The following is a 20,237-nucleotide window of genomic DNA, read 5'->3' on the forward strand; positions in this document are numbered from 1 at the left end:
GGTACCGGAGTTGGAATCAACCGCCTGTTCACGACGACGGGAGACCCAGATGGCCGAGCGCGGGGACGAGAGTCTTCTGCACACCCTCAAGAAGGTCGCCGCCGTGCTCAAGCAGTCCGAGATCCCGTTCGCGCTCGGCGGCAGCTTCGCCGTCTACGCCCACGGCGGTCACTCCAGCGAGCACGACGTCGACTTCCTCATCCGGGAGTCGGACGTCGACCGCGCGCTGGAGGCCCTCGTCGAGGCCGGCTTCACGGCCGAACGCCCGCCGGAGGACTGGCTCGTGAAGGTCTACGACGACGGGCGGATGGTCGACCTCATCCACCGGCCGATCGAGACGCCGGTGACCGAGGAGACGTTCGCCGACACGGTCGTACGCCCGGTCGACGCGATCCACATGCCGGTCCTCTCCGCGACCCAGCTCATGGTGCACAAGCTGCTCAGCTTCTCCCAGCACTACTGCGACTTCGCCCGCGGCCTGCCGCTGGCGCGCTCCCTGCGGGAGCAGATCGACTGGGAACGGGTACGGAAGGAGACCCAGCACTCGCCGTACGCCGAGGCGTTCCTGGTGCTGCTGGACCGGCTGGAGGTGGTGTCGAACTCCGGCACCCCGGCAGAGAAGGGGACATCGTGAGCCAACACCGTGAGACCGGCCTCGGGCCGCCCGACGAGTACGTCGAGGCGGAGATCCACCGGCTGCTCGCCGAGGATCCCGCCGTCGCCGAGCAGGGGATCACCGTGGTGCGCCGGGAGACCGGTCTCGTGCTGTACGGCGAGGTGGAGAGCGCGCACCGGCGCGAGGAGATCATCCGCCGGGTCGCGGACCGCTTCCCCGACGTGCCGATCACCAGCGAGATCGGCGTCATCCGCACTGCGGCGCCGACGCAGATCGAGCAACTGCCCTGAGGGAGGTTCCATGGCGATCCGGATCGCCGCCGTCGGCGACGTGCATATGGACGAGGACGTGATCGGCCGGTTCCGGCCGGCCCTGGAGGAACTGCCCGACTGCGCCGACGTCCTGCTGCTCGCCGGCGACCTGACCCGGTACGGCACCGAGGCCGAGGCGCGCTGCGTGGCGCAGGAGTTCGGCGGGATCGGCGTGCCGGTGGTCACCGTGCTCGGCAACCACGACCACCAGTGCGACCAGGTGCCGCAGGTCGTCAAGGTGCTGGAGGACGCCGGCATCACCGTGCTGGAAGGGACCGGCGTGGTGCTGGAGTGCGCCGGCGGCCGGCTCGGCGTGGCCGGGGTGAAGGGCTTCGGCGGCGGCTTCGCGGGCCGCTGCGCCAGCGACTTCGGCGAGCCCGAGATGAAGGCGTTCGTCCGGACGACCACCGACAGCGCCGACCGGCTGGCCGAGGCCCTGCACAGCCTCGACTGCGACGTGCTCGTGGCGCTCACCCACTACGCGCCGGTGCCGGACACGCTCGCCGGCGAGCCGCTGGAGATCTACCCGTTCCTCGGGGCGTACCAGCTCGGGCAGGCGATCGACTCGGCCCCGACCGCCCTGGCCCTGCACGGGCACGCGCACGCCGGCAGCGAGCGGGGCACCACCCCGGGCGGCGTACGCGTCCGCAACGTCGCCCACCCGGTCATCAAGCAGGCCTACAGCGTCTTCCACCTCGGCGACCAGCTTGATCATGGCGAGGTTTCCCGCGTGAGCGCCTCGGGTATCTGATCAACCATGGAGCTGATTCTCTGGATTCTCGCGGTCGTACTGGTGGTTGCCGGCATCCTGGCGCTGTTCCGCCGGCAGCTCTTGTGGGGCGTCGTCCTCATCATCGTGGGGCTGCTGGTCGGCCCGCTCGGTGTCAACATCTTCAATTGACGCGGCACCACTGCCCACCGACCCGCCGGGGTCGCCGCCACCGGTCTCCGTCCTCCCGACAGGAGCATCGGAAGCGGCGACTCCGGCGCCCTTCTGTCCGGGGCCCCGCCCGCACGGGCTGGTGGGCCCGCCCGCACTGGTCAGTGGGCCCGCCCGCCCGGGGCCGGCGGGCCCGGTCTTTCCGGTCCGGGCCCGCCCGCCGAGACCGGGTCAGCAGCGCGGGACGTTCGGGATGTAGCCGTCGTAGCCGGTGTAGACGTACGCGTCGGAGATGAAGCGCCCGGAGCCGATCCGGTCCCAGATGGAACTCGTGCCGTAGGTGCCGGTGACGGTGGTGCCGCTGGTCTGGCACTGGATGGTCACCCGCGTCCCGTCGGCGACGGTGCCCACGGCGCTGTAGCCGGTGCCGGGGCCCGAGCGGACCGTGAGCGGGGTGCCGCTGGTGTCGACGGTGCCGGAGCCCGCCCCCGAGGAGCAGGCGTTGTCGCTGGTGTAGGTCTTCGTGCCCCAGTAGAGGGCGAGCGAGCCGTTGAAGCGGACCTGGATGTCGTTGCCGTTGAGGCGCTGCTCGTAGTGCAGGTGCGGGCCGGTCGAGCCACCGGTGCTGCCCACCCAGCCCAGCACCTTGCCGTAGCCCACGGTCTGGCCGACGGAGACGTTGAAGCCGCTGAGGTGGGCGTAGTACGTGGTGTAGCCGCCGCCGTGGTCGATCCGGACGTATTTGCCGTAGCTCGTGCCGCCGAGGTCGGTGACCCGGTCGACGGTGCCGGGCGCGCTGGCCACCACCGGGTCGCCGGAGTCGTCGGTGCGGTTGAAGTCGATGGCGTTCGCGGGGCTGTGGTCGCTGCGCGTCTGGCCTGACCAGGCCTGGCCGCACGGGAAGGGCACCTTGAAGGTCGGGGCGGCCAGGGCCGGGGCCGCGGGGACCAGCGTGCTCCCCAGCAGCAGCCCGGCCGCCACCAGGCTGAACCAACGCTTACGCATCCAGCGCCTCCTATGTTGAAATCCTTCGATGGGGTGCACCTAGCCTGACAGATATCGCCAGCGATCGAAAGAGGCGGGGATCTGGCCCGGGAGCGTGCCCACGGACGGCCGCCAGGTTGCCGGATTGTTACTCGGTCGTGTCTGACAGGGGGTGGACCGCGCCACATGCAAGCGCTTACATGTGGGGACGCCCATCGGACCGGCGCCGCGTCCACGACCGCGCCGGCAAGAAAGGAGGACGGCATGGCGGTCTTTGCCAGACCACGCCAGGCCTTCGTGATCGCCGGCGTACTGGGGCTGGCGCTCAGCGCCACCGCCTGCGGCACCGGCAACGACAAGGGAAGCAACGCGGACTCCGCGGAGTGCGCCGCATACGAGAAGTACGAGGGCCACGACGGCAAGAAGGTCTCCATCTACGCGTCCATCCGCGACGCCGAGGCCGACCTGCTCGAGCGCTCGTGGGAGCAGTTCACCGACTGCACGGGCATCGAGATCGACTACGAGGGCAACGCCGAGTTCGAGGCGCAGCTCCCCGTCCGGGTCGACGGCGGCAACGCGCCCGACCTGGCGTTCGTGCCCCAGCCCGGCCTCGTCAAGCGGTTCGCCGACGCCGGCAAGCTGAAGTCCCTCGGCGCCGACACGAAGGCGCTGGCCGAGCAGAACCTGCCGGCCGACTGGCTGAAGTACGGCACCGTGAACGGCACCCTCTACGGCGTGCCGCTCGGCGCCAACGTGAAGTCCTTCGTCTGGTACTCGCCGAAGCTCTTCAAGGAGAAGGGCTGGACCGTCCCGACCTCCTGGGACGACATGATCAAGCTCAGCGACACGATCGCGGCCAGCGGCATCAAGCCGTGGTGCGCCGGCATCGAGTCCGGCGACGCCACCGGCTGGCCGGCCACCGACTGGATCGAGGACGTCCTCCTGCGTACGCAGGGCCCCGAGGTCTACGACCAGTGGACCACCCACGCCATCCCGTTCAACGACCCGCGGATCGTCGACGCGGTCGACCGGGCCGGCACCATCCTCAAGAGCGAGAAGTACATGAACGGCGGCTTCGGTGGCGTGAAGAGCATCGGCACCACCGCCTTCGGTGAGGCCGGCCTTCCCATCACCACCGGCAAGTGCGCCATGCACCGGCAGGCGTCGTTCTACGCCAACCAGTTCCCCGACGGCACCAAGGTGGCCGAGGACGGCGACGCGTTCGCCTTCTACTTCCCGGCCATCGACCCGGCCAAGGGCAAGCCGGTGCTGGGCGCCGGCGAGTTCGTCGTCGGCTTCGCCGACCGTCCCGAGGTCCAGGCGGTCCAGACCTACCTGGCCTCCGCCGAGTACGTGAACAGCCGCGCGAAGCTCGGCAACTGGGTCACGGCGAACAACAAGCTGGACATCGCCAACGTCGCCAGCCCCATCGACAAGCTCTCCGTCGAGATCCTCCAGGACAAGAGCGGCGTCTTCCGCTTCGACGGCTCGGACCTGATGCCGGCCGCGGTCGGCGCGGGCACGTTCTGGAAGGGCATGGTCGAGTGGATCAACGGCAAGGACACCGCGTCGGTGCTCCAGGGCATCGAGAGCAGCTGGAAGTGATCTGAGCGGGTGGGCCGGTCCGCGCACGTGGACCGGCCCACCCCGCGGATCCGGACCTGGGAGGGTCGATGGAGTTCGACTTCGCGGAGGAACAGCCGAAGTTCCTCATGCTGATGTACGGGCTGATCGCTTTCGTCGCGGTGGTGGGTGGTCTGCTCCTGCTCCTCGACGTGGTGCCGGCCTGGTTCGCCCGCCGTCGGGAGGCGCAGCTCGTCGCCGCGTCCGCCAGCGGCGCCCCGCTCCCCCGGCGGACGAAGCAACGGGAGGGCCTCTTCGCGCTCTTCTTCCTGCTGCCGACGCTGCTGTTGCTCACGGTCGGGCTGGTGGTCCCGGCCATCCGCACCACGCTGCTCTCCTTCATGAACGCGAGCAGCAACGACTGGGTGGGGCTGCGCAACTACGGCTGGCTGTTCTCCGACGGCTCGATCGTCCGGGTGCTGATCAACACGCTGATCTGGGTGCTCCTGGTCCCGCTCGTGGCCACCACCATCGGCCTGGTCTACGCCGTACTGGTGGACCGTGCCCGGTTCGAGGCGGTGGCCAAGTCGCTCATCTTCCTGCCGATGGCGATCTCCTTCGTCGGCGCCAGCATCATCTGGAAGTTCGTCTACGCGTACCGGGGCGAAGGCGACCAGATCGGCCTGCTCAACCAGATCGTCGTGAGCCTCGGCGGTGAGCCCAAGCAGTGGCTGCTGGAGTCACCGCTCAACACGCTCCTGCTGATCGTCATCATGGTCTGGATCCAGGCCGGTTTCGCCATGGTGGTGCTCTCCGCCGCGATCAAGGCCATCCCCGCGGACATCGTGGAGGCCGCCCGCCTCGACGGCGTCAGCTCCTGGCAGATGTTCTGGCGGATCACGCTGCCGAGCATCCGCCCGGCGCTGATCGTCGTGGTGGTGACCATCACCATCGCCACGCTCAAGGTCTTCGACATCGTCCGCACAGCGACCAACGGCAACTACGACACCAGCGTGATCGCCAACGAGATGTACAACCAGGCGTTCCGGTACGGCCAGAACGGGCAGGGCTCCGCGCTCGCGGTCTTCCTCTTCATCCTGGTGATCCCGATCGTGATCTACCAGATCCGCAACCTCCGTCAGCAGCGGGAGGGCTGAGATGACCACGACCACGCCCCCGATCGCCGTGGGCACCCAGGACACCGACGCCCCGAGGACCGTCGCCGGCCGGGTCCGCAAGCGGTTGAACAGCCGCACGGCGACGCTCGTCTCGATCGTCATCGCGGTGGTCTGGACCATCCCGACCTTCGGCCTGTTCATCTCCTCGCTCCGGCCCGAGGACGCGATCAAGACCACCGGCTGGTGGACCGCGTTCACCAACCCGCAGTTCACGCTGGAGAACTACCAGGAGGTGCTGTTCGGCCGGTCCGCCTCGTCCGGGCAGCTCGCCACGTACTTCATCAACTCGCTGGCGATCACCATCCCGTCGGTGCTCTTCCCGCTCGCCTTCGCGGCGCTGGCCGCGTACGCGCTGGCCTGGATCAACTTCCGGGGGCGGGACTGGATCTACATCGCGATCTTCGCGTTGCAGATCGTGCCGCTGCAGATGGCCCTCGTGCCGCTGCTGAAGTTCTTCTCCACGGGCGTCACCGTCGCCGGCGTCACCCTCATGCCGGGCTGGGACCTGGTGGACGAGCAGAAGTTCGCCCAGGTGTGGTTCGCGCACACCTGCTTCGCGCTGCCGCTGGCGGTGTTCCTGCTGCACAACTTCATCTCGCAGCTGCCCGGCGACCTCATGGAGGCGGCCCGGGTCGACGGGGCCAGCCACCCGAGGATCTTCCGCACGGTCGTGCTGCCGCTCATCACCCCGGCGCTGGCCGCGTTCGGCATCTTCCAGTTCCTCTGGGTCTGGAACGACCTGCTCGTCGCGCTGATCTTCGCGGGGGGCCAGGACGAGACCGCACCGCTCACCGTCCGGCTCGCCGAGATGGCCGGCACGCGGGGCAACGAGTGGCAACGGCTCACGGCGGGCGCGTTCGTCTCGATCGTCGTACCGCTCATCGTGTTCCTGTCCCTGCAGCGCTACTTCGTCCGGGGCCTGCTCGCGGGCAGCGTCAAGGGCTGAGCCGCATCCGCCGCCGCCGGCACTCCGGCGGCGGCGGGCGCGGACGCGGACCGGGGGGAACCGTGACGACGATTGATGATGTCGCCCGGCTGGCGGGGGTCTCCACGGCCACCGTCTCCCGGGCGCTGCGCGGCCTCCCCACGGTGTCGCCCGCGACGCGCCACCGGGTGCTCGCGGCGGCCGAGCAGCTCGAGTACGCCGTCTCGCCGAGCGCGTCACGGCTGGCCGGCGGCCGGACCGGCACGGTGGCCGTCGTGGTCCCGCGGATCACGCGGTGGTTCTTCGGGACGGTCGTCGAGGCCGTCGAGGAGTTCCTCCACGAGTGCGGCTACGACCTGCTGCTCTACAACCTCGGCGGCCGGGAGCAGATCCGGCAGCGAGTGCTGCGTACGGCCAACCTGCACAAGCGGGTGGACGGCATCATGCTGGTGGCCACCCCGCTGCGCGCCGCCGACCTGACCGCGCTCACCGCGCTGGAGGTGCCGGGAGTGACGATCAGCTCGGGCACCCCCGTGCCGGGCTGGCCGTGCGTCCGGATCGACGACGTGGCCGCCGCGCGGCTGGCCACCCGGCACCTGCTCGACCTGGGTCACCGCCGGATCGCGCACATCTCCGGCGATCCCGACGACGAACTGGCCTTCACCACCCATGTGGACCGGCGACGCGGCTACCAGGCGGCCCTGCGGGTCGCCGGGCTGCGCCCCGACCCGAGCCTGGACGTGGAGTCCCAGTTCACGATGGACGGCGGCACGCGGGCCACCGCCGAGTTGCTGGCGCGGGGCGAGCCGCCGACCGCCATCGTGGCGGCCTGCGACGAGATGGCGATGGGCGCCATGGCCGCGCTGCGCGACGCCGGCCTCCGGGTGCCGCAGGACGTCAGTGTGATCGGCATCGACGACCACGACCTGGCCGGCGTGCTCGGTCTCAGCACCGTGGCACAACCGGCCGCCGAGCAGGGCCGCCTGGCCGCCCGGATCCTGCTCGACCCGCTCGGCGGCCACGCCCCGGACCGCGTGGGCGGCCGGCCGGCGGGCCGCACGGCCCGTCCGGGTCGACGCGACACGCCGGACCCGCCGGTGATCCTGCCCACTCGGCTGGTCGTCCGGGAATCGACCGCACCACCGCGGGCACACTGAACGGACCGCCCGCCACCGTCGCCGGGTGGCCCGCCGCACGACCGTACGAACACACACGGGAGAAGGCCCTGAACACCAACGTGACGCAACAGCACCCGTCCGGCGACCCGATCACCGGCTGGTGGACCGAAGCGGTCATCTACCAGATCTACCCGCGGTCGTTCGCCGACGCCGACGGGGACGGGATCGGGGATCTGCCCGGCATCACCGCCCGCCTCGACCACCTCGTGGAACTGGGCGTCGACGCGGTGTGGCTCTCGCCCTTCTACCCGTCGCCGCAGGCCGACGCCGGATACGACGTGGCCGACTACCGGGACGTCGACCCGCTGTTCGGGCGGCTGCCGGACGCGGACAAGCTCATCACCGAGGCACACGCGCGCGGCCTCCGGGTGATCGTCGACCTGGTGCCCAACCACACCTCGTCCGCCCACGCCTGGTTCACCGCGGCGCTCGCCGCCCCTCCCGGCAGCCCGGAGCGCGCCCGGTACATCTTCCGGGACGGGCGGGGGCCCGACGGCGCGGAGCCGCCGAACGACTGGCAGAGCGTCTTCGGCGGCCCCGCCTGGACCCGCGTCGTCGACCCCGACGGGCGGCCCGGCCAGTGGTACCTGCACCTGTTCGACGGCGGCCAGCCGGACCTGAACTGGGACAACCCCGAGGTGCGCGCCGAGTTCCTGGACATCCTGCGGTTCTGGCTGGACCGGGGCGTCGACGGCTTCCGGGTCGACGTGGCGCACGGCCTCATCAAGCAGGCCGACCTCGCCGACTGGCAGGAGCCGCAGGAGATCCTCTCCGGCCGGGAGGCGGAGGACCGGCCGCGCCCGCCCATGTGGGACCAGGACGGCGTGCACGACATCTACCGCGAGTGGCGCCGGGTGCTCGACTCCTACCCCGGCGAGCGGGTCCTCGTGGCCGAGGCGTGGGTGGAGCCGGCCGAGCGGCTGGCCCGCTACGTGCGGCCCGACGAGATGCACCAGGCGTTCAACTTCGAGTACCTGCTCGCGTCCTGGACCGCGCCCGCCCAGTACGCGGTGATCACCCGCTCGCTGGAGGCCACCGACGCCGTGGGCGCGCCCACCACCTGGGTGCTGTCCAACCACGACGTCGTGCGGCACGCCTCGCGGCTCGGGCTGCCGGTCGGCACGCCCCGCCCGAACGGCATCGGCATCGGCGACCCGCAGCCGGACGCGGCGCTCGGCCTGCGGCGGGCCCGCGCGGCCACCCTGCTCATGCTCGCCCTGCCCGGCTCGGCGTACCTCTACCAGGGTGAGGAGTTGGGGCTGCCGGAGCACACCACGATGCCCGACGAGGCCCGGCAGGACCCGACCTGGACCCGCAGCGGGCACACCCAGCGCGGCCGGGACGGCTGCCGCGTGCCGATTCCGTGGGAGGCCGACGCGCCGTCGTACGGCTTCGGGCCGACCGACGCGAGCTGGCTGCCGCAGCCGGGCGTCTGGGCCGAGTACGCCCTCGACCGGCAGCGGGACGTGACCGGCTCGACGTACGAGATGTACCGGACGGCGCTGCGGCTGCGCCGGGAGCACGGCCTGGGCCGGGGCACGCTGGCCTGGCGGGAGTCCGGCGACGCGGTGCTGACCTTCGACAACGGCGGGCTGACCGTCCTCACCAACTTCGGCGAGGCGCCCGTGCCGCTGCCGGCCGGCGCCGAGGTCCTGCACGCCAGCGCGCCGCTGACCGACGACGGCGCGGTCCCCACCGACGCCACGGTCTGGTTCCGCGCCTGACGCGGGTCGGGGTCTCCGGCACCGGCCGGAGACCCCACCGGGACCGGCCGGCTCAGCCCGCCTCGGCGCGCGCCGCCTGGGCGCGGTCGTGCAGCAACGCGTCCACGGCCGCGATGTCCTCCGGCGAGCTGCGCGCCGCGAGCCAGTACATGACGCCGGTGGGCACGAAGAAGAGCTGGAACGCGGCAAGCCCGACGGCGACGTTCAGCGGCGCCGGGAACGCCGTGGCGAGCGCCCGGAACGCCAGCCCGGCGAGGCCGTTGCCGGCCGCACGGCCGACCCCGTTGACGAGGTTGCCGAGGCTGTAGACGGTGCCCCGGTGCTCGGGCGGGTTGACGTCGGCGATCAGGGCGAACCAGTTCGGCGAGTTGGCCGAGGTGAGCGCGAGCGCCAGCAGCGCGGTGAGCAGGCTGAGGCCGACGGTCGGCTCGGTGACCACACTGGCGAGCACCGCTCCCACCACGCCGCCCGCGCCGGCCCCGTCGGGCACGTCGATGCGCATCGGCACGAAGAAGAGCACCAGGTACAACGGCACCGCGGCGAGGACGCCGACCGCCGCGACGAGCCCGCGCCCGCGCGGCGTACGCCGCTGCGCCGCGTCGCCGACCAGGCCGCCGACGATGGAGAACACCCCGCCGAGCTGGAACAGGGTGGCGAAGACGCTGCCCACCGCCACCGCTGTCGGTTCCGAGAAGCCCTGGGCCTCGGCGCGCTCGGTGAACAGCACCGGCAGCCAGACCAGCGAGCCGAAGGCGGCCTGCGCGGTGAGCCCCTGGAGGACGAGCCACACGTTGGTGCGCCGGGACAGGATCCGGGGCAGGTCCGACCGGCTGATCCGGTAGTCGTAGTCGCCGCCGGCCGCCAGCGCGCCGGCCAGCTCCGGCTCACTCTGCCCGCGCCGGACGTCGTACGTGAACAGGTACGCGACCGTGGCGGCCAGGCCGACGACGGCGAGCAGCAGGAACGGCCGCCGCCAGTCGGTGTTGCCGAGCAGGCCGGCGACCAGCGTCCCGGCCAGGGTGCCGACGCCCTGCGACAGCCCCCAGAAGCTCATGACCAGTCCCCGGCGGCGGGGCGAGATCAGGTCGGTGACGACCGAGAAACCGACCGACCCGACGGCGCCGAGGCCGATCGCCGCGACGAGCTGAGCGGCCAGGAAGACGGCGTACGACCCGGCGACCGCGCTGCCGCCGGTCCCGGCCGCCCAGATCAGCGTGCCGACCATGAGCAGCCGCTTGCGGTCGGCCCGGTCGCCGACGTACGCCCAGGCGACCGCGGCCGCCGCGCTCACCACGAAGCTCACGGCCGTGACGAGACCGAGCAGGCCCCGCGGGACGGCGAACGCCTCGGCGATCGGACCGTACAGCGGCGGGACCAGCCCGATCGCCACGTTGTCCAGCGAGGCGAGCAGCACGAAGACGACCACGCTGTAGCCGCGGTGCACCGCCGTGCCGCCCCAGGCCCGCGCCATCCCACCCCGGCTTGAGGTCATGAGCGGAAGCCAAGCAGTCCAAGGTCACGAGCGGGTGACGGCTCGCCGGCCACCGCCACCCGGCTCGTGCCGCTAGCTCGCGTCGATCCGGTCGAGGTGGCGTTCCCGGGCGGCGGCGTACCGTTCGCGGATCGCGGGGACCGGCTCGGCCGCGTACTCCTCGGTGCCGTCGAGCCGCCACACCGGCGGCGCGTCGCCGCCGAGGGCCACCCACGCGGCCTGCCGGGCGGCGCCGTCGGCGACGTACTCACCGGGCGGCGGTACGACCACCGGGCAGCCGAAGACCTGCGGCGCGATCCGGCGCACCGCGGCCGACCGGGCGCCGCCGCCGACCAGGATCACCCGGCGGATCTCGGCGCCCTGGGCGACGAGGGCGTCCAGCCCGTCGGCGAGCGCGGCGAGCAGGCCCTCCACGGCCGCGCGGGCCAGGTGCGCCGGGGTCGAGGTGCGCAGGGTCAGCCCGTGCACCGCGCCGGTGGCGGCGGGCCGGTTCGGCGTGCGCTCCCCCTCCAGATACGGCACCATGACCAGCCCGTCGGCGCCGGCCGGCGCGGAGAGCGCGAGATCGGCCAGGTCGTCGAGGCCGACCCGGAGCATCGAGGCGGCGGCGTCCAGCACCCGGGCGGCGTTGAGCGTGCACACCAGCGGCAGGAACCGGCCGGTGGCGTCCGCGAAGCCGGCGACGATGCCGCTGGCGTCGGCCGAGGGCCCCTCGGCGACGCTGAACACCGTGCCGGACGTGCCGATAGACACCACTACGTCGCCCGGCCCGGCTCCGACGCCGAGCGCCGCGGCCGCGTTGTCGCCGGTGCCGGGGCCGAGCAGCACGCCGGTGCCGGTGCCCAGCGCCGCCGCGTGCAGCTCGCCCGCCACCTCGGCGGGGCCGAGCACCGCGGGCACCGCGAGGCGACGGCCGAAGGCCCGCTCGAGCAGGTCGAACCGGTACTCCCCGGTGGCCGGCGACCAGTAGCCGGTGCCGCTCGCGTCGCCGCGGTCGGTGCGCAGCGCGCCCAGGTCGGGCGCCCCCGCCAGCCGCCAGGTGAGCCAGTCGTGCGGCAGGCAGACCGCGGCCACCCGGGCGGCGTGCTCCGGCTCGTGCCGGGCGAGCCAGCGCAGCTTTGTGGCGGTGAAGCTGGCCACCGGCACGCTGCCCACCGCGTCCGCCCAGAACCGACGCCCCGCCTCGCCGCCGCCGGCCTCGTCGACGAGATCGGCGGCGGCGTCGGCCGAGCGGGTGTCGTTCCACAGCAGCGCGGGCCGGACCACGGTGCCGGCCGCGTCCAGGGCGACCATGCCGTGCTGCTGGCCGCCCACCGACACGGCCGCCACGTCGGCCAACCCGCCGGCGGCGTCGACCGCCGCCCGCAGCGCCGACCACCAGGCGGCCGGGTCGACCTCGGTGCCGTCCGGGTGCGGCGCCCGACCCTGGCGCACCAGGGTCCCGGTCTCCGCGTCCCGGACGACCACCTTGCAGGACTGGGTGGACGAGTCCACCCCCGCGACGAGCGGCATGGCGGGCCGCCTCAGCGCGCGCCGAGCAGGTGCTCGACGGCGAGCTGGTTGAGCCGCACGAAACCGAAGCCGCGGGCCGCGACGGCGTCCACGTCGAACTCCTCGAAGGCGGACCGGTCGGCGAGCAGCTCGGCGTAGCCCTCCCCGTCGCCGAGCGTCGGAGCGGCCAGCTCGGCCACCTTGCTGGCGGCGAGCGCCTCGGCCACCTCCGGGTCGGCCCGGAAGGCCGCGGCCCGCTCCTTGAGCAGCAGGTAGGTGCGCATGTTCGCCTCGGCGGACGCCCACACCCCGGTCATGTCCTCGGTGCGGGAGGGCTTGTAGTCGAAGTGTCGGGGGCCGTCGTAGGCCGGCCCGCCACCCGGGCCGCCGTTCTCCAGCAGGTCGACCAGGGCGAACGCGTTCATCAGGTCACCGTGGCCGAAGACGAGGTCCTGGTCGTACTTGACGCCGCGCTGGCCGTTGAGGTCGAGGTGGAACAGCTTGCCCTGCCAGAGCGCCTGGGCGATGCCGTGGGCGTAGTTCAGCCCCGCCATCTGCTCGTGGCCGACCTCCGGGTTGAGGCCCACCAGCTCGGGGTGGGCGAGCGTGGAGATGAACGCGAGCGCGTGCCCGACGGTCGGCAGCAGGATGTCGCCGCGCGGCTCGTTCGGCTTGGGCTCGAGCGCGAAGCGCAGGTCGTAGCCGCGGTCGATGACGTACTGGGTCAGCAGGTCGACGGCCTCGCGGTAGCGCTCGAGCGCGGCCCGCACGTCCTTGGCCACGTCGTACTCCGAGCCCTCCCGGCCACCCCACATCACGAAGGTGCGGGCGCCCAGCTCGGCGGCCAGGTCGACGTTGCGCAGCACCTTGCGCAGCGCGTACCGCCGGACCTCGCGGTCGTTGCTCGTGAAGCCGCCGTCCTTGAAGACCGGGTGGTTGAACAGGTTGGTGGTGACCATGGGGACCACGAGGCCGGTCTCGTCGAGCGCCTTGCGGAACCGGGCGATGTGCTGGTCGCGGGTGGCGGCGTCGGCGCCGAACGGCACGAGGTCGTCGTCGTGGAACGTGATGCCGTACGCGCCCAGCTCGGCGAGCCGGTGCACCGCCTCGACGGCGTCCAGCGGGGGGCGGGTGGCGTCACCGAACGGGTCCCGGGCCTGCCAGCCCACGGTCCAGAGCCCGAAGGAGAACTTGTCGGCGGGGGTGGGACGGGGTGCCATGGCAGCCTCCGGGGGTGGGGTCCACTATTTGTTCAGCGATTGAATTATTTGGCTGGCCTGTGGCAGTGTCAAGGGGTGACGCCTACCCCCGCAGCCGTCGGCGCGGTCCGCCAGGGCAGCCTGCGCGAGCTGAACCTCGCCGTGGTGCTCGGCCGGATCGCCGCCGCGGACCGCCCGCCCTCCCGGGCCGAGCTGGCCGCCGAGACCGGCCTCACCCGGGCCACCGTCTCGGCGGTCGTCGAGGACCTGATCACGGGCCGGCTGGTCGCCGAGGCCGACCCGGCGCCACGCTCCGGCGCCGGCCGCCCCGCGCGCGGGCTGGTGCTGGCCGGGGACGGACCGGCCGGGCTGGGCCTGGAGATCAACGTGGACTACCTGGCCGCCTGCGTGGTGGACCTCGCCGGGCGCGTACGCCATCACGGCGTGCACCGGGCCGACCTGCGGCCGCACTCCCCCGCCGACGCGCTCGCCCGCCTCGTCGACCTGGCCGGACGCGCCCGCGCCGACGCCGCGGCGCAGGGCCTCACCCTGGCCGGCGCGGCGCTCGCCGTGCCCGGTCTCGTCGACGACGCCGGGACGGTACGGCTCGCGCCGAACCTCGGCTGGCGGGACGTGCCCGTGCCGGCGCTGCTCGCCGGGCACCCACCGCTGACCGAGCCGGTCGACGGGGTGCCCCCGCTCGTGGTCGACAACGAGGCCAACCTCGCCGCGCTCGGCGAACTCCACGCGGGCGCCGACGTGACGGCCAGCTTCCTGCACATCTCCGGCGAGGTGGGCATCGGCGCCGGCATCGTGCTGGACGGCGCCCTCTTCCGCGGCGCGCGCGGTTGGAGCGGCGAGATCGGGCACATGCCGGTCCGCCCCGAGGGGCGCCCCTGCCGCTGCGGCGGCCGCGGCTGCCTCGAGCAGTACGCCGGGCAGGAGGCGATCCTCGCGACCGCCGGCCTGGCCGGGGCCGACCTGCCGGCCGACACCGCCGCGGCCCGGCTCGCCGAGCTGGCGCGGGCCGGCGCCGCCGACGTGCTCGGCGCGCTGCACGAGGCCGGCACCGCGCTCGGCGTGGCCATCGCCGGCGTGGTCAATCTGCTCGACCTGGACACCGTGGTGCTGGGCGGCGGCTACGCGCCACTCACCCCCTGGCTGCGACCGCCCGTGCTCGCCGAGATCTCCCGCCGGGTGCTCACCGCGGCCTGGTCGCCGGTCACCGTACGGCCCGCGGTGCTCGGCGCGGACGCCGCCGCCGTCGGCGCGGCGGGCTCGGTGGTCCGGCGGATCGTCACCCGCCCGGCCGGCTGGCTGGCACGCGGCTGAGGGCCGCGCCGGATCAGGCGGTACGTGCCACCGGGGGATCGCCGGCCGGCCACTCCCGCGGGGCGGGAAGCGAACCGCCGTCCCCGAGCCCGTCCGGGCGGACCGGCACCGGCTCGACCGGGGCCGACTCGGCCTCCTGGCGGTGGGCGGTCTCATCGAACTCGCGCATCCCGCGCAGCAGCGCCTCCCGCCCCTCCGGCGTCATCCCGGAGAGGATCCGGGCGAGCTGGGTCCGCCGGTCGCCCCGCAGCTCCGCCAGGAGCCGGCGGGCCTCCGGCGTGAGGTGCAGCGCGATCTCCCGCCGGTCGAGCCGCCCCGGCTCGCGTTCCAGCATCCCGGCGGCCACGAGCCGGTCACAGAGCCGGCTCGCGGAGCTGAGCAGCATGTCGAGGCGGCTGGCGAGCCGGCGCAGGTTGATTCCGTCGTGCTGCTCGACCACCATCACCGCGCGCAGCTGGGCGCCGGAGACCCGGCTGGTCGTCCGCTCCCGCGCCGCCTCCCACACGGTCAACAGGGAGCCCGCCGCCACGTCCAGTGCGGCAGCCATACTCGTCTCGGGGTCCGGTGGACCGTGCAGTTCGGCCATGGTGGCCCGAGAGTACCCGCAGACGGGGCGCCTCGGGCCGGCGAGCGAGGAGCGGTGATGAACGAACCGGTCAACCGGGCACGAGAGGTCCTCATCGAGGCGCCCGCCGAACGCCTCGTCGCCGCGGTCGCCGACGTGGTGGCCGAGACGTACGGCGCCACCGACACCGAGCTGCTCCAGGTCGACTACCGGCTGGCGACGCTGCTGCCGCTGGGCGGAGGGGAGGCGGTCGACGCGCCGGGCCACCCCGCCTGGCGCTGCTTCGACCACCAGGAGCCGGTGGTGGCCGACGGGATCGGGTACTTCCCGGTGAGCATGCGGGGAGAGCGCCGCGGCGTCCTCCGGACCGCCCCGCTGCCGGAGGACCCGGGCGCCCTGGCCAAGCTGACCGAGATCGCCACGGCGCTCGCCCACGAGCTGGCGGCCGTCTCGGCCGGCACCGACGTCTACCGTTCCGCCCGACGCAGCCGGCGGCTCACGCTCGCCGCGGAGATGCAGTGGGAGCTGCTGCCCGGCCGCAGCCGGATCCGGCCCGCCTTCAGTCTGGCCGGCCAGTTGGAGCCCGCGTACGCGGTGCGGGGCGACAGCTTCGACTGGTCCGACGACGGGCACCGGCTCTGGCTGGCGATCATCAACGGGATGGGCGAGGGGGTGGCGGCGTCCATGCTCACGGCGCTGTGCACGAGCGCGCTGCGCAACGCCCGCCGCGCCGGGCTGGCCCTGGCCGACCAGGCAGCCCTCGCCGACCAGGCGATCTACGACCTGCACCGGGGCGCCCAGCACCTCTCCGCCCTGCTCATGGACCTCGACCTCGCCACCGGCGAGATGACCGTCGTGGACGCGGGCTCGCCACGCCTGGTGCGGGTCCGGAACGGCGAGGTCACGGAGCAACCGCTGGAGGCGCAGTTCCCCCTCGGCATGTTCGAGGCGACCGACTACCACGAGCAGCGGTTCCCGCTGCACCGCGGGGAGCGGCTCTTCGTGGTGAGCGACGGTGTGATCGAGGCGGCCGGGCAGCAGACCCGGTACGGCGAGACCGCGCTGGACCGGTTCCTGCGGCGGACCGGGCCGATGGAGCCGCTGGACGCCGTCCGGTCGCTCCTCGGCGACCTCCGCGCCTTCGTGGCCGGTGATCTGGTCGACGACGCCGTCGTGGTCTGCGTGGACTGGACGGGCCCGCAGGCCTGACCCGCGTCGCCGGTCAGTACGCGCCGCGCGCCTTGAGCACCGCGCCGAAGGTCTTCCAGAGGATGGAGAGGTCGACGGCGAGCGACCAGTTCTCCACGTAGTAGAGGTCGAGCCGGATGCCGTCCTCCCAGCTGAGGTCGGACCGCCCGCTGACCTGCCAGAGCCCCGTCATGCCGGGCTTCACGAGCAGCCGCCGGGCCACGTCGCCGTCGTAGCGGGCGACCTCCGAGGGCAGCGGCGGGCGCGGGCCGACGAGGCTCATCTGGCCGAGCAGGACGTTGAACAGTTGTGGCAGCTCGTCCAGCGACCACCTGCGCAGCAGCCGCCCGACCCGGGTGACCCGCGGGTCGTCGCGCATCTTGAACAGCAGGCCGTCGGTCTCGTTCTGGGCGGCCAGCTCCGCCAGCAGCGCGTCCGCGTTGACGACCATGGTGCGGAACTTCCACACCCCGAACTCCCGGCCACCGCGACCGACCCGGGTCTGCCGGAAGAACACCGGGCCGCGGCTGTCGAGCCGGACGGCCAGCGCGAGCACCACGACCAGCGGCAGCAGCAGCGTGAGGACGACCACCGCGACGGACCGGTCGACGAACCCCTTCACGAGCTTGCGGACCCCCCGGAACTCGGGCGCCTCGACGTGGATCAGCGGCAGGCCGGCGACCGGGCGGGTGTGGATCCGCGGGCCGGCCACGTCGGTGAGCGCCGGCGCGAGCACGAGGTCGATCCCGGTCCCCTCGAGCAGCCAACCGAGCCGGCGCAGCCGGGCGGCGGTCAGCTCACCGGACGCGGTGACGGCCACGGTGTCCGCGCCGATCGCGGAGGCCGCCTCGGGGATGTCCCGGAACGAGCCGACCACCGGCACGTCGTTCAGCCGCTGCGCCACGGGGGCGAGCAGCGCGTCCGGGATGCACGCGCCCACCACGTGGTAGCCGGCGTACGGCTCGCGGCGCAGGGTCTGCACCAGCTCCAGCACGTGGGCGGTGTCGCCGACCACCAGCACCTTGCGCGACCAGCCGGTGCCCCGGGACCGGGCCCGGTGCAGCTGCTTCCGGACGGCGAACCGGGCCACCTCGAGACCGAGCGTGCCGACGGCGAAGAAGATGCCCAGGAAGCTGCGGGAGACCCCCACCTCAATGACGTAGTCGGCGATGGCGATCCCGGCGGCCAGGCGCAGGCCCGACATGCTCACCCGGCGGTACTCGTCGGCCCCGTAGCCCACGACCCGGTCGTCGTAGCACCGCAGCGCCTTGAGCGTGAGCAGCCAGGCCAGCACCAGGCCGGGGGCCACCAGCACGTACGAGATCTTCGAGCCGCCGGGGGTCGTCTCGCCGAAGCGGGCCAGGTAGCTCGTCAGCAGCGCCACGCACAGCACGGCGGCGTCCAGCACCACGAGGCCCCGGACGTAGGCCCGCTCGTCGGTGCGGGCCACGACCCCGGCGGGGGTCTCGGCCGGCCTCGGCGGTGTCCGGGTGGGGGTCGACAGCGTCGCCGAGGTCACGAGTCCCTCCCACTTCGCTCGGGACGGCCCCGGCCGATGGTCGAACCGCAGGGGACCGACGATGCCGGAGCACGTCGACATCCTCCCCCACAACTATCGTCACCGATTGCTTCCGACGTATTGCCGTCAGTTTTCCGGCCACGGGAAAACGGGCCCGCCGCACCGGTCTCCACCGGCGGGGCGGGCCCGCTTCGACTGACGGCTCGATCAGCGCGGCGCCGGCGGGCGCAGCGCGATGGCCTTGAGGAAGATGCTGCCGATCTCGGTCGGATCCTTGGTGACGAAGCTTCCGCCGCCGGTCACCGTGGTGATGGACTGCAGCTCCGCCTCGCTGACCCCCTCGCCGATGCCGATGATGATCACCTGCACCGGCCGGTCCGGGTCCGAGAGCCGCTTGAGGTCGGACAGCAGCTTCTGCTGCGAGATGCCGTTCTTGTCGTCGTTCTTGCCGTCGGTGAAGAGCACCACCGAGTTCACCCGGCCGGCCTGCCAGTCCTCCTGGACCGCCTTGTACGCGGCGAGCATCGTGTCGTAGAGGCCGGTGTCACCGTCGGACGGGCGGATCGTGCTCAGCGCCGACTCCAGCTTGCCCCGGGTGCTGGACAGCGGGCCGATGTCGACCAGTGCCTTGTAGTCCCGGGCCCCGACCAGCTCGGTGGAGAACGTCCACAGGCCGATCGACCACGAGTCGTCGAAGAGACTGAGACCCCGCCGCGCCGCCTCGACCGTGACCTCCTCGCGGCTGCGGTTGTTGGCGCTCGGCACCTGCTCCTTCATCGAGCCGGACACGTCGATGACGCAGAGCATCCGGCCGGACTGGGTGGCGATGGACCAACTGGAGACGACCCGGTCGATCGAGTCGGCGTCGAGACCGCCCGCGGCCGTCCCGCCGCCGGCGGGCGCGGCCGACGGCTCGCCCGCGGGGCTCGGCGCGCCCTGCGGCGCCTTGAACCCGTCACCCCAGTTGCCGTCCGGCGCCCGCAGCGCCTGGGCGGCGAGCCGGTCCCGGAAGCCGGGGGTGGTGAGCACCTCGTAGAGCACGCGCGCGGCCGAGGCCTTGGCCGGCTCGATGCCCGGCAGCACCGCGAACGGGTAGTCCAGCGGCGCGGGCGCCGGCTCCAGGTACAGCGCCGCGAGCGGGACCGGCGGCTTCTTGCTGTTGTACGCGATGACGTCCTCTTCGGACAGCGCCGCGGCGCCGAGCCCGCTCGCGATGGCCGTCGGGTCGCTGGCCGTCGGGAACCGGGCCAGCAGGTCGTTGCGCAGCGCGGACCGCCCGGTGGCCAGGGCGCGCAGCGCGCCCACCGTGCTGCGCTGGGCGTCGCCCCCGGACGCACTGGCCGCCGCGGTGAGCGACAGCAGGCCGGAGAGGCCCGCCGCGTCGCGGGTGGGCTCCACGATGCCGGTACGCAGTGGCTTGTTGCTGTTCACCTGCTTGAGCAGGTCGGACCAGCCCAGCTTCGCCTTCGGCCAGCCGATCCGGGTGGCGATCGGCTCGGGCATCGCGACGACCACCGGGCTGCGCGCGATGGAGGCGCCGTTGGTCGGCGCGAACGCCGTGGCGTTCTTCTTGAGCCGCAGCAGCCAGGTGGAGGAGTCCGGGATCCAGACGTCGGGCGCTACCGCCGTGCCGCTGGCCTGACCCACGCCCGCGAGGACGGCGCCGTGCTTGGCGGCCACCACGGCGGCCACGTCGACCGGGTCGGCGGCCGTGACGTTGACGGCGATGCAGGTGCCGCCGACGGCCGCGCCGTCCTCGACCCACTGGGAGGCGGCGGCGTCGACCGCGGGAGCGAGTTCCGAGGCCACCGCCACCGACAGCTCGGTCTTACCGGAACAGGAGGGTTGTACTAACTCTCGGTAACCGTACCAGCTGCCCGCCGCGACGACGACGAGCGCCACCACGGAGAGGGCGGCGGCGGCTCCACGGATTTTCGAACGCATGCGATGGCGGCCTGCAGACACGGTGACCATCTTGCGTACCGCACCAGCCGACTGCCACAACCGTTCGGACGAAAGTTACAGAGCAGAAACAGTTTCTCGTCGGATGACGACACAGAGTGACGTTGCGGCCTCGCGGTGTCGTGAAGCG

The 20,237-nt window shown here is 73.0% G+C and carries 18 protein-coding genes; 11 read left to right on the forward strand and 7 right to left on the reverse strand.

Features of this window, described 5'->3' with window-relative positions:
- The first annotated feature begins 10 nt into the window (after positions 1 to 10).
- From ACSNOA_RS26775 to ACSNOA_RS26790, 4 genes are read left to right on the forward strand one after another with little or no spacing between them, the layout of a single operon-like run.
- Positions 11 to 634, forward strand: coding sequence for a nucleotidyltransferase (locus ACSNOA_RS26775; RefSeq protein ID WP_436662558.1), 624 nt, complete (start codon positions 11 to 13; stop codon positions 632 to 634).
- Positions 631 to 906 carry a hypothetical protein gene (locus ACSNOA_RS26780; RefSeq protein ID WP_436662559.1) on the forward strand — a complete coding sequence of 92 codons (276 nt, stop codon included), beginning with the start codon at positions 631 to 633 and terminating at the stop codon, positions 904 to 906. The genes ACSNOA_RS26775 and ACSNOA_RS26780 overlap by 4 nt, the downstream gene beginning before the upstream one ends.
- A 10-nt stretch (positions 907 to 916) precedes the next feature.
- Entirely contained in the window at positions 917 to 1,678 is a 762-nt protein-coding gene (locus tag ACSNOA_RS26785) for a metallophosphoesterase family protein (RefSeq protein WP_436662560.1), read from the forward strand.
- A 6-nt stretch (positions 1,679 to 1,684) separates the two neighbouring features.
- A complete protein-coding gene (locus ACSNOA_RS26790; RefSeq protein WP_436662561.1) occupies positions 1,685 to 1,828 on the forward strand; it encodes a GPGG-motif small membrane protein in 144 nt (47 codons plus the stop codon).
- Between the two features lie 210 nt (positions 1,829 to 2,038).
- Here the strand turns inward: ACSNOA_RS26790 and ACSNOA_RS26795 are convergent, their stop codons facing one another.
- On the reverse strand, positions 2,039 to 2,812 hold the full coding sequence (locus ACSNOA_RS26795; RefSeq protein ID WP_436662562.1) for a peptidoglycan DD-metalloendopeptidase family protein: 774 nt from the start codon (positions 2,810 to 2,812) through the stop codon (positions 2,039 to 2,041).
- A 243-nt stretch (positions 2,813 to 3,055) separates the two neighbouring features.
- Between ACSNOA_RS26795 and ACSNOA_RS26800 the strand changes: the two genes are divergently transcribed.
- From ACSNOA_RS26800 to ACSNOA_RS26820, 5 genes are all read left to right on the forward strand, one after another.
- On the forward strand, positions 3,056 to 4,396 hold the full coding sequence (locus tag ACSNOA_RS26800) for an ABC transporter substrate-binding protein (RefSeq protein WP_436662563.1): 1,341 nt from the start codon (positions 3,056 to 3,058) through the stop codon (positions 4,394 to 4,396).
- Positions 4,397 to 4,464: 68 nt separating this feature from the next.
- Positions 4,465 to 5,511: a carbohydrate ABC transporter permease gene (locus ACSNOA_RS26805; RefSeq protein ID WP_436662564.1), complete on the forward strand. Its 1,047-nt coding sequence runs from the start codon at positions 4,465 to 4,467 to the stop codon at positions 5,509 to 5,511.
- Between the two features lies 1 nt (position 5,512).
- Entirely contained in the window at positions 5,513 to 6,478 is a 966-nt protein-coding gene (locus tag ACSNOA_RS26810) for a carbohydrate ABC transporter permease (RefSeq protein WP_436662565.1), read from the forward strand.
- Between the two features lie 62 nt (positions 6,479 to 6,540).
- Positions 6,541 to 7,614 carry a LacI family DNA-binding transcriptional regulator gene (locus ACSNOA_RS26815; protein ID WP_436662566.1) on the forward strand — a complete coding sequence of 358 codons (1,074 nt, stop codon included), beginning with the start codon at positions 6,541 to 6,543 and terminating at the stop codon, positions 7,612 to 7,614.
- Positions 7,615 to 7,682: 68 nt separating this feature from the next.
- Positions 7,683 to 9,359, forward strand: coding sequence for a glycoside hydrolase family 13 protein (locus ACSNOA_RS26820; RefSeq protein ID WP_436663390.1), 1,677 nt, complete (start codon positions 7,683 to 7,685; stop codon positions 9,357 to 9,359).
- 52 nt (positions 9,360 to 9,411) lie between these two features.
- Here the strand turns inward: ACSNOA_RS26820 and ACSNOA_RS26825 are convergent, their stop codons facing one another.
- The 3 genes from ACSNOA_RS26825 to xylA all read right to left on the reverse strand — a co-directional run bounded on the left by ACSNOA_RS26825 (position 9,412) and on the right by xylA (position 13,562).
- Entirely contained in the window at positions 9,412 to 10,851 is a 1,440-nt protein-coding gene (locus ACSNOA_RS26825; protein WP_436662567.1) for an MFS transporter, read from the reverse strand.
- 72 nt (positions 10,852 to 10,923) lie between these two features.
- A complete protein-coding gene (xylB, locus tag ACSNOA_RS26830; protein ID WP_436662568.1) occupies positions 10,924 to 12,363 on the reverse strand; it encodes a xylulokinase in 1,440 nt (479 codons plus the stop codon).
- An 11-nt stretch (positions 12,364 to 12,374) separates the two neighbouring features.
- Positions 12,375 to 13,562, reverse strand: a complete 1,188-nt coding sequence (xylA, locus tag ACSNOA_RS26835) for a xylose isomerase (RefSeq protein ID WP_436662569.1) — start codon at positions 13,560 to 13,562, stop codon at positions 12,375 to 12,377.
- 75 nt (positions 13,563 to 13,637) lie between these two features.
- Between xylA and ACSNOA_RS26840 the strand changes: the two genes are divergently transcribed.
- Positions 13,638 to 14,873 carry an ROK family transcriptional regulator gene (locus ACSNOA_RS26840; RefSeq protein WP_436662570.1) on the forward strand — a complete coding sequence of 412 codons (1,236 nt, stop codon included), beginning with the start codon at positions 13,638 to 13,640 and terminating at the stop codon, positions 14,871 to 14,873.
- A 13-nt stretch (positions 14,874 to 14,886) separates the two neighbouring features.
- Here ACSNOA_RS26840 and ACSNOA_RS26845 read toward each other — a convergent pair whose 3' ends face one another.
- Complete coding sequence (locus ACSNOA_RS26845; protein ID WP_436662571.1) at positions 14,887 to 15,420, reverse strand: MarR family winged helix-turn-helix transcriptional regulator; 534 nt, start codon at positions 15,418 to 15,420, stop codon at positions 14,887 to 14,889.
- Positions 15,421 to 15,516: 96 nt separating this feature from the next.
- Between ACSNOA_RS26845 and ACSNOA_RS26850 the strand changes: the two genes are divergently transcribed.
- Complete coding sequence (locus tag ACSNOA_RS26850; protein ID WP_436662572.1) at positions 15,517 to 16,647, forward strand: PP2C family protein-serine/threonine phosphatase; 1,131 nt, start codon at positions 15,517 to 15,519, stop codon at positions 16,645 to 16,647.
- Positions 16,648 to 16,660: 13 nt separating this feature from the next.
- Here ACSNOA_RS26850 and ACSNOA_RS26855 read toward each other — a convergent pair whose 3' ends face one another.
- Together ACSNOA_RS26855 and ACSNOA_RS26860 are read right to left on the reverse strand one after the other, a co-directional pair.
- Complete coding sequence (locus tag ACSNOA_RS26855; RefSeq protein ID WP_436662573.1) at positions 16,661 to 18,145, reverse strand: sugar transferase; 1,485 nt, start codon at positions 18,143 to 18,145, stop codon at positions 16,661 to 16,663.
- A 207-nt stretch (positions 18,146 to 18,352) separates the two neighbouring features.
- Positions 18,353 to 20,110 (reverse strand): substrate-binding domain-containing protein, encoded by a 1,758-nt coding sequence (locus tag ACSNOA_RS26860; protein ID WP_436662574.1) that lies wholly within the window; start codon positions 20,108 to 20,110, stop codon positions 18,353 to 18,355.
- Positions 20,111 to 20,237: the final 127 nt, after the last annotated feature.

The organism is Micromonospora sp. URMC 103, from assembly GCF_051386435.1.
Taxonomy (GTDB): domain Bacteria; phylum Actinomycetota; class Actinomycetes; order Mycobacteriales; family Micromonosporaceae; genus Micromonospora.